The sequence below is a fragment of the Pseudomonas sp. 67(2021) genome (assembly GCF_017491835.1).
Taxonomy (GTDB): Bacteria; Pseudomonadota; Gammaproteobacteria; order Pseudomonadales; family Pseudomonadaceae; genus Aquipseudomonas; species Aquipseudomonas atacamensis.
Genome location: NZ_JAFGYL010000044.1, coordinates 1 through 8411, shown reverse-complemented (window position 1 = coordinate 8411; position 8411 = coordinate 1). Strand labels below are relative to the sequence as shown.

The following is an 8411-nucleotide window of genomic DNA, read 5'->3' as shown; positions in this document are numbered from 1 at the left end:
CGGTTATGAAGGTCGACAAACTGGCCACGGATTCCGACACATCGCCAGCACGATACTCAACGAGCACGGTTTTGATGAGAACCATATCGAGGCCCAACTTTCGCATGTGAAGGATGGAGTTGCAGGTGTTTACAACAAAGCGGTCTACGTTAAACAACGTACGACGATGATGCAGTGGTACGCGGATTACCTGGACCAGTTAGCAGCCGGAAATGTCGTTCACGGGCCTTTTGAAGAAGTGGTATGAACGTGCGTTTCCATATCCTCCCAAAAATCGGTGTTACAGGTGTTACGCATGTAACGACCGCTACCAAACGCCTGAATTCATTGACTCTAAGGCTTGTTACACGATTGCGCGGATGCTCGTACACCCGATGTAACTCGGCACAAACGTGTAACGCCAAAACGAGCCCTCGCCCTGCTGCGGGCCGCTGCTTACCGCGTGCTGAAAGAGCGGTTTCGCTGGTTACGCTCGCAAAATATAGGGCGTGGGATCAAAGCGCAGACGATGCGCGAGCCACTGACCAATGACTACTAACCAAAGCATCGCGCATTCGGCACTTACGTCTGGCTTGAGGGGTTTCCTATCGGACCAGTCGCTTTATGCCCTGTGCCGTGAACAGCTCACTGATGTGTGTTACTTGATCGATCAGTGTTGCCAGCGCATCCAGAGCAGCGGCATCAGCAGCGATCTCAGCAGCATGTGCATCAAGGCGACCATGCATGAGGAAACCATTTTCCAGCACGCCTCTACCGACCACAGAGCGCGCCTCGCACACTGGGTTCGTCAATACAGCGGTTGTCACGCTGCTTCGGATCGAGAGGCACATGCGGCCTACATCATGGCCTGCGCTGTGAAGGCACTCGGCATTTTGAGCGACTGGATGCGTGAAGCCGATCAGAAGGTCTGGTCATACGTGTCGAAGCATCCGACCGACTGGCCTTGGAGCTTCTACTGTAATTTCGTCGAGACTCAGATTGACCCGCGGGAACGCATTGAGGCGCTCGAGCAATACGCGCTTCATCTGGAGCCGATTACTTCACTTCCCTGCCTTATCGATGATGAGCTGACCCCAACCGCAGATAGAGCTATCAAAAACGCCATTCGCAAGAAAGGTGGCGTCGTCAGTGGGATAGGGCGAGCTCAAGACATGACCACTCGCGATGCGGCTATCACTAAGCAGGCCCTTCATTACTTGGCGAGCGGCATGTCACACAGGGATATCACCTCGAAGGTACATTCCTGGCTCGAGCAGGAAGTCGCAAAGCCACCCGCGCAGCGCCCTGAGTGGATCGCCCTTGAAACCGAAAAGGCGTTGTCTCGTAAAAGTGTCGAGGCAATTCTCAAGCGCAACTTCGTGGTGTAAACCTGAAATTTCAAATGGAAGTGAACTGCTCACCGGCGCCCAATCTCTAGACCATTGCTCTCGTCCAAACCAATCGAGAGCAATACCAATGACAAAGAACCTCACCCAATTCCCCGCTCCAACCTTTTCAAATCTTGCTAATCCTTTCGACTCTACTTCCGCCGTACCAGATCTAGCCACTCCGTTTGATCCCGCCACTACCCTCATTCGCATGCCGCGTCTTGAGATCGCTACGGGACTCAAGCGCTCGACTCTCTACAAGCTGATGCAGTGCCCTGAAAGTGGTTTTCCACGACCGGTAAAACTGAGCAATAGCAACGCACGCGGAGCTCCTGTCGCGTGGGTTCTTTCTGAAGTCCAGAGCTGGGTCAAAAGCCGCATCGAGGCCCGGGATCAGGTGGCCGCATGAAGCGCAATTACTGCCCTTTCAAGGGACCATTCTTTGACTCATACAGCATCGGATTCCGCCTCTATCAACCTGGTGAAATTAACTGGCGCCATCGCACTATTGCGGGCGTGAGCTGGAACGGCGAAGAGCAAGAAGCGTTCTTTTTCAGCCCTGACGGTCTCGTACTTCCACTCAAAGCCAATCCTTGGGAACTGCCCGAACTGATCCGCAAAAATGCGGTGCGCAGAGAGTTTTCGAGCGTTCACGGCTCCGGCTATTTTGCTATGAGCGAAAGCCGCCTCGCCTCGTTGAAATCGCGCGGCATGACCGACTGGGTTACCTACTGGCTTGTCGATCAATCAGCGGGATTCGCGAACGATCCGGCGGTATGGCAAAGCATCACGGATGAGGATCTTGCCGTCGAGAAGACGACAAGCGAGCGCGCTCATCAAGATATGCGCTTGACCTCCGACCTGAACGGTTATGTCGAGGAGTGTGTCGCACAACGCCGCGAGCAAATGGCCGTTGTACACCGTCGCCGCTGTGTTGAAGACAGCAAGATCCTCGCCTGGCTCAAAGGCGAAACACCGCCTCCACTGATCGCTAATGCGCAGGAGGCAGCATGAATCGCAAGATCGCTAATAACGCCTTGATGCATCCGTTCTCCGTGCTGCGCCGGATCGGATTTTCTACTCGCTTCATGCAGCGCCTTGAACGCCACCGCAGCCAACAGGAAAAGCGAGGCCGCGTGGTCAGCGTCCTGAGTTGGGCCGACGGCACCTGGTGCGCCCTCTCCCTCCACTGCGAAAAAACCGGCGCTGTGATCGTCGACGAAGGGCAGCAAACCCAAGCGTACGAAGACGCCCGCTCGATGCTCAGCGGCGGCTTCCTACCCCTCCTATCCCTGCGCTGGGAAGCCCATGCCTGAAACGAAAACGCCTCCGGGGGCGATCCGGAGGCGTTGAGGTCAATCTACATGCACGAACAATTTATGCCGCACCTGAAAAAACCGCAAGCAATCAGCGCAGTTGCACTTTCGAAAAACGGACGTTACTCTTTGGCCGTCGCTGCAAACTCAGTGACCGGGCTTGGTAACCCGTTGAACAATAGGCGCAACAGCGCCCATATCTCTTTTGCAGGCGCTTTTTTTGCGCCCGCAAATCCGTTTTATGGCGGCTGTGCGTGGGAGACCTTAGGGTCTGCCGGGTTCCTATTGTCCCGGTTTACCAACCTGCGCACAGCTGCCACCCATTCGCTTGGTAACGAACGTGGCAGCTCCTCAACAATAGGAGCTTCGCCAGATGCACACCCTCAATCCGTCCAAAATTCGCGCCGCTGCACACCGTGCAATGGCTCTCGCCGCTTTACACGCCAATTCCAGCCTCGCTACACGCCTCTCCCGTTACAACGCTCACATGGCCAAAGCCCGCGCACTCGAAACCGCAGGCGGTGCCCAATGAACAATGCTTTGAGTTTCGCCCTGCCCGAAGACCTGCTCTGCGTGAATCCGACCGCAGAAGCCGGTGTGCCCATCGACGCCATCACCTGCGCCATTGCTCGCGCCGACTCGGTGCTGACGCTGCTTGAAGAGCACTTTGAAAGCGACTCCTCGCGCCTAGCTAATCACGTCATCGCGGCCGTCCTCTGGGACGTGCGCGGCACCCTTGGTTTGATTAAGACGCTGACCTTGCACGGCGACTCCACCTCGACGCCTGCTGCGCAGAAAGGCGGTGCGCTATGAACACCTCCACCACCTTAGGGCATGCCACCTTCACTCGCGTGAACGCCTCCGATTTGAAGTTATTCCGGGTCAATGCCGGAGTACCGGTCGAAGACGCGCTGGAGATGGTTTCCCTGCTGCAGCATCACGCCAACCAACTTAACTTCGACGCTGCCATGAGCGATAGCGGTGAGCGTTTCAGTTGGCCTGCCATGTACCTTGGCGAGATGGCCAAAGCGCTGATCGATGACATCAACGACGCGCTGTTTTTGCCGAGGGCTGACGCATGAGCCAACGCCCGAGCACCACCACAAAACGTCCAAGCTTTGCCGACGTGAAAGTTGCCGCGCTGAAAGACATTGATCGTGTCTTGTCGCACTGGCTGCCCAATGGCAAGCGCGTCGACGGCGGCAAGGAATACACCGCTCCGAATCCGACACGCAGCGATAAGCGCGCCGGTTCGCTCAAGATCAATCTGAGCAAGGGCACATGGGCCGACTTTGCTACCGGCGACAAGGGCGGCGACCTGATTGATCTGGTGCGCTATCTGGACGGCGGCACCGACGTCGAGGCCTGCAACAAACTCGCAGACCTACTGAATGTTGCGCCCGGCACCGCCCAGGCGAAGAACGCGCCTGCCAAGACGAAAGCCCCTGAGTGGATTGCCATTCAGCCGATCCCGGCGGAGGCCATGAACAAGTGCCCTGCCAAGCATCGGCAGCACGGCGCACCGTCCAAGGTGTGGATCTACCGTGACACACAACGCCAGCCGCTCATGGCGCTCTACCGCTTCGATCTCACGCCCAATGAGGACGGCAAGCCGAAGAAGGTCTTTGCACCACTTACATGGTGCGAGCGCGCCGATGGCCAAACCACACAATGGCGCTGGCAGGGCCTGCCCGATCCACGTCCGCTGTTGCGCCTTGATGAACTGGCTGAGCGCAGTGATGCACCGGTAGTTTTGTGCGAAGGCGAGAAAGCTGCCGACGCTGCCGCAGAACTGCTGCCGAGCCACGTGGCCACCTGCTGGCCGAACGGTTCCAACTCTTGGCACAAAGCCGACCTGACACCGCTGAAAGGTCGCGATGTGCTGTTGTGGCCTGACAACGACGACAGCGGAAAAGCTTGCATGAACACCGTCGCCGAGAAGCTGCGCGAAATCGGCGCCGCCTCGGTCCGCGCCATCGCTCTGGACTCGTTCAACCGCAAGCCCACGCTGAAGAATGGCCGCGTCGCTTTCGCCAAAGGTGGCCAATGGGATGATGGTGATGACGCTGCCGATGCGCTCACCAAAAATTGGACAGCCGCGCATTTCGCCGAGCTGCAAAGCAGCGGCGAGCTTTTTGGCCTGGTCGAGGAAAAACCATCCCCGGAGCAAACTGAAGCCAAGCCGGACGCGAAGATGAAACCCGGAGCCAAGCGCCCGACAAAATCGAAAACCGACCTGATGCCCGGCGGCTTTCGACTCACGTCCGAAGGTGTGTTTTATGCCGGTGACGACGGTGAGGCGCGTCCGGTGTGCTCGCCATTGGAGATCCTCGCCCGTACTCGCGACGACAAAGGTCAGAACTGGGGCTTGTTAGTCGAATTCGACGATCCCGACGGCGCCAAGAAACGCTGGAACATTCCGGCGCGCACCATGACCGGTGACTTTGGCAAAGACGTGCTCGGCCCGCTGGTGGACATGGGGCTACGTCTCGCCGGAAGTCGGTCAGGGCGTAATGCACGTAATGATCTGCAGAGTTATCTCGGCGGCTTCGACAGCGCCCAACGGGCTCGACTGGTCACGCGTTTAGGTTGGCATGACACGGCGTTTCTACTGCCCGAGCAGCAGGTTGGTGCGCACAGCGAGCACCTGCACTTCTACGAAGCCGGTTCGCAACTTCCGCCAATCAGCGAAGCGGGCACGCTTGAGCAATGGCAGGAACATATCGGCGCGCTGTGCATCGGCAATCACCGTTTGGCGTTTGTCGTCGGCGTGGCCTTTGCTGGGCCGCTGCTGCATATGCTTGGCCATGAGTCGGGCGGCTTTCACTTGTACGGCGACAGCTCCGGAGGCAAGACCACGCATTTGCAAGTCGCCGCCTCGATCTATGGCGGGCCGCGTCTGGTGCGCTCCTGGCGCTCGACCGATAACGCGCTCGAGTCCATCGCCGCCGCGCATTCCGACGGCCTTCTGGTCTTGGATGAAATCGGCATGTGCGACCCGCGCATTATCGGCGAGACGGTGTACATGCTCGGTAATGGCACCGGCAAGGCACGCGCCAACGATCGAGGCCAAGCTGGCCGACAGGTACAGGAGTGGCGCCTGCTATTTCTCTCCACCGGCGAGAAGACCTTGGCCCAGCACATGGCCGAAGCTAACAAGGAACTGAAAGCGGGTATGGAAGTGCGCATGCTCGCTGTCCCGGCCGATGCCAGCAAAGGCCTTGGCATGTTCGATGTGCTTAACGGTTTTGAGGATGCGGCGGCACTGTCCGACGCGCTCAAGGCACGCGTAGCGAAGTACTACGGCACGCCGCTCACGGCCTTCCTGACGGCGCTGTGTGAACCCGGTAAGCGTCACGGATGGTCCGCCATCCTGCGCCGCACGCTGGAAGGCTTTATTGCCCAGTCTTTACCAGCATCGGCCAGTGGACAAGCGCACCGTGCCGCCGCTCGGTTCGGTCTCGCCGCAGCAGCGGGCGAGCTGGCCACGGCGATGGGGATCACAGGCTGGCCCGACGGCACTGCCACCACCGCTGCTCGCGTGTGTCTCAATGCATGGATGAACGAGCGCGGCGGCGCAGGCAACTTCGAGGGCGATGCGATCTTGGCGCGGCTGCGCCAGGTCATCGAGCGCTTCGGTGAAAGCCGCTTCACGCGCTGGGAATCAGCAGCGGCAAAAATCGATGAACACGGTCCGCGCACCATCGACCGTCTCGGTTTTCGTAAGACGTTGGAGCACGGTCTAGGCGATGCCCTGCACACCACCAACACCTACTACGTGCTCCCCGAGTTATGGCGCTCGGAGATCTTCCGGGGCATGAACATCAACGCGGTGAACAAGGAACTGCTACAGCGCGGTGTTCTGGAACCCGGAAAGGACGGTAAGGCGTCGAGCCTCATCCGGTTGCCCGGTCTCGGCACGCAACGCTGCTACATCGTAAAGACGATTCCGGGAATGGATGAGAGCGAGGCTCGGGCTGCCTGAAGGCATCTCTGCTGATCGAGGTAGCGCCGGCTTATTCCCGGCCTCGCCAGCCGTCATTCAACCCAAACCCAATTTGAAGGAACAAGAGAGATGAACGAATTCCAAGCTTCTACCGAACAACACGAACAGCTGGCCAGCGAACTGGGCTGCAGCGAGGCGATCTTACTTTCACTGCCGAATTCGGATAGCACTCTCGCAGCCGCTAACTGCGAGAAGAAGCAACGGTTGATCGATGAGATCGACCAACTGACCACCCGCCGTGATAAATACCTGAGGGCGGCTGAAGAGCAATACGCCGAGATGGCACCGTTGGAAGCATTATTGGAGGGCGACGAAGAATTAGACGCGAATCGTCTGCGTGAAGTCCGCAGTGCGTACAACACGCTGAAACTTCCTTACGACTCAAATAAACACCATGCCTGGATCTTAGATGCTCAGATCACTCGACGCGAGCAACTGCTCAATCATGAAACCTTGATGGCGAGTTACACCGATTCGATAGCGAACTGGAAAGCCGACGAACTAGAGCTCAACGAAAAACGCGACAGCCTTAGCACACGCTTGGTACAGATCCAGCAGCAAGCAGAAGAGGACATGGCCAAGGCTCGGCAAGCCGAAACCGATGCCGCCACCGCTTATGCGCAGGCAGTGGCTTGGGGCGACACCGAGGGCGAAAAGAACGCCAATACAGATGCGCAAAAGGCTGCGAAAAACCTTGCGACTGCCATCGAGCACAATCGTCGCCAGCACCTAATCATTAACGCGCTGGAGCAGGAGCTGGTCATCGTCGACCACCACATTGCCGAGGCGCAAAGGGAACACATTGCCATCCAAAGAACGGCCTTATTGCTCGCCGAAAAGGTACTGGAAGAGCAGTGGAACGAAAAAGCTCAGGCACTGATGGATATGGGCGCCAAGCTGTGGGCTGCTCAACGTTTGCTGGGGGGCGAACACCTCAGCCTGATGAAGCTGGTTCTGCCAAAAGAAGGTGAAGATTTCCACAGTTGGAACTGGCACGAGCTGGCGGATCGATCCGGCCAGTACAGCGTGCAAGACATCCTCTCGCTTTAACGCGCTGATCCAGCGAAACAGCCTACGCAGGTAGGCTGTTTAAACCTCCACAGGGTATTAAATGATAATTCAAATAGACCTTAGAAATACTCCCAACTGGAAAGACATATTAAAAGCTCGGATAGAGTCTTTGAAGGAAATGCTCGACTTCGTGGACGCAAAATCGAGCAACAGAACAAAAGTACAGATTCTCACTGTAAAACTGATCAGAGCCGAGATCATCAGCATCCGAGAATATTTGAAATTGTCTGAATAGCACTGAACTTGCATGTCACCCGACATTCAAACGTTTACCAAACACATATAGGAAACAAGCATGTCCAAACTTGCCGAATACCGTCAGCTAGAAAAACACCTCGCCGAGCAGCTCCAAGCACTGGAGACGATGAAGAGCGACGACGCGCTGAAAAAAGAAATCGAGTTTGAAACCAAGCTGCGCGAACTGCTCGATAAATACGGCTTCAGCCTTAAGCACATCATCAATCTGCTTGACCCTCAGAGCAGCTCGCGCCGCCAAGCGCCTGCTCAAACGACCGGCACTCGCAAACCTCGCGAGCTGAAGATCTACAAAAACCCGCATACCGGTGAAGTGGTTGAAACCAAAGGCGGCAATCACAAGACGCTGAAAGAGTGGAAAACTAAGCACGGCGCCGATGAGGTTGAAAGCCTGCC

Annotated in this window: 10 protein-coding genes; all 10 read left to right on the top strand. The window is 57.1% G+C overall.

Annotation, left to right across the window (positions count from 1 at the left end; translation table 11 throughout):
- A partial coding sequence (locus tag J5M66_RS26300) for a tyrosine-type recombinase/integrase (RefSeq protein WP_347709596.1) occupies positions 1-247 on the top strand: 247 nt, incomplete at its 5' end.
- A gap of 280 nt (positions 248-527) precedes the next feature.
- The gene (locus tag J5M66_RS26295; protein WP_207809246.1) at positions 528-1367 is read left to right on the top strand and encodes a hypothetical protein; all 840 of its coding nucleotides are present in this window, start codon (positions 528-530) and stop codon (positions 1365-1367) included.
- Positions 1368-1455: 88 nt separating this feature from the next.
- Positions 1456-1776 carry an AlpA family phage regulatory protein gene (locus tag J5M66_RS26290; protein WP_186619846.1) on the top strand — a complete coding sequence of 107 codons (321 nt, stop codon included), beginning with the start codon at positions 1456-1458 and terminating at the stop codon, positions 1774-1776.
- The gene (locus tag J5M66_RS26285; RefSeq protein WP_207809244.1) at positions 1773-2381 is read left to right on the top strand and encodes a hypothetical protein; all 609 of its coding nucleotides are present in this window, start codon (positions 1773-1775) and stop codon (positions 2379-2381) included. Before J5M66_RS26290 ends, J5M66_RS26285 begins: the two co-directional genes overlap by 4 nt.
- Positions 2378-2683: a hypothetical protein gene (locus J5M66_RS26280; protein WP_207809242.1), complete on the top strand. Its 306-nt coding sequence runs from the start codon at positions 2378-2380 to the stop codon at positions 2681-2683. Before J5M66_RS26285 ends, J5M66_RS26280 begins: the two co-directional genes overlap by 4 nt.
- A 528-nt stretch (positions 2684-3211) precedes the next feature.
- Positions 3212-3496 (top strand): hypothetical protein, encoded by a 285-nt coding sequence (locus J5M66_RS26275; RefSeq protein ID WP_073473331.1) that lies wholly within the window; start codon positions 3212-3214, stop codon positions 3494-3496.
- A complete protein-coding gene (locus J5M66_RS26270; protein ID WP_077574441.1) occupies positions 3493-3765 on the top strand; it encodes a DUF3077 domain-containing protein in 273 nt (90 codons plus the stop codon). Before J5M66_RS26275 ends, J5M66_RS26270 begins: the two co-directional genes overlap by 4 nt.
- A complete protein-coding gene (locus J5M66_RS26265; protein WP_207809240.1) occupies positions 3762-6668 on the top strand; it encodes a DUF927 domain-containing protein in 2907 nt (968 codons plus the stop codon). Before J5M66_RS26270 ends, J5M66_RS26265 begins: the two co-directional genes overlap by 4 nt.
- Positions 6669-6896: 228 nt before the next feature.
- The gene (locus tag J5M66_RS26260) at positions 6897-7739 is read left to right on the top strand and encodes a chromosome segregation protein SMC (protein WP_207809276.1); all 843 of its coding nucleotides are present in this window, start codon (positions 6897-6899) and stop codon (positions 7737-7739) included.
- A gap of 316 nt (positions 7740-8055) precedes the next feature.
- The coding region (locus J5M66_RS26255; RefSeq protein ID WP_207817519.1) for a histone-like nucleoid-structuring protein, MvaT/MvaU family at positions 8056-8411 on the top strand (356 nt) is incomplete at its 3' end.

Excerpts from the sequence above, each read along its gene's own strand:
- J5M66_RS26295 (WP_207809246.1), top strand. The coding sequence starts at position 528 with ATGACTACTAACCAAAGCATCGCGCATTCGGCACTTACGTCTGGCTTG.
- J5M66_RS26290 (WP_186619846.1), top strand. The coding sequence starts at position 1,456 with ATGACAAAGAACCTCACCCAATTCCCCGCTCCAACCTTTTCAAATCTT.
- J5M66_RS26285 (WP_207809244.1), top strand. The coding sequence starts at position 1,773 with ATGAAGCGCAATTACTGCCCTTTCAAGGGACCATTCTTTGACTCATAC.
- J5M66_RS26280 (WP_207809242.1), top strand. The coding sequence starts at position 2,378 with ATGAATCGCAAGATCGCTAATAACGCCTTGATGCATCCGTTCTCCGTG.
- J5M66_RS26275 (WP_073473331.1), top strand. The coding sequence starts at position 3,212 with ATGAACAATGCTTTGAGTTTCGCCCTGCCCGAAGACCTGCTCTGCGTG.
- J5M66_RS26270 (WP_077574441.1), top strand. The coding sequence starts at position 3,493 with ATGAACACCTCCACCACCTTAGGGCATGCCACCTTCACTCGCGTGAAC.
- J5M66_RS26265 (WP_207809240.1), top strand. The coding sequence starts at position 3,762 with ATGAGCCAACGCCCGAGCACCACCACAAAACGTCCAAGCTTTGCCGAC.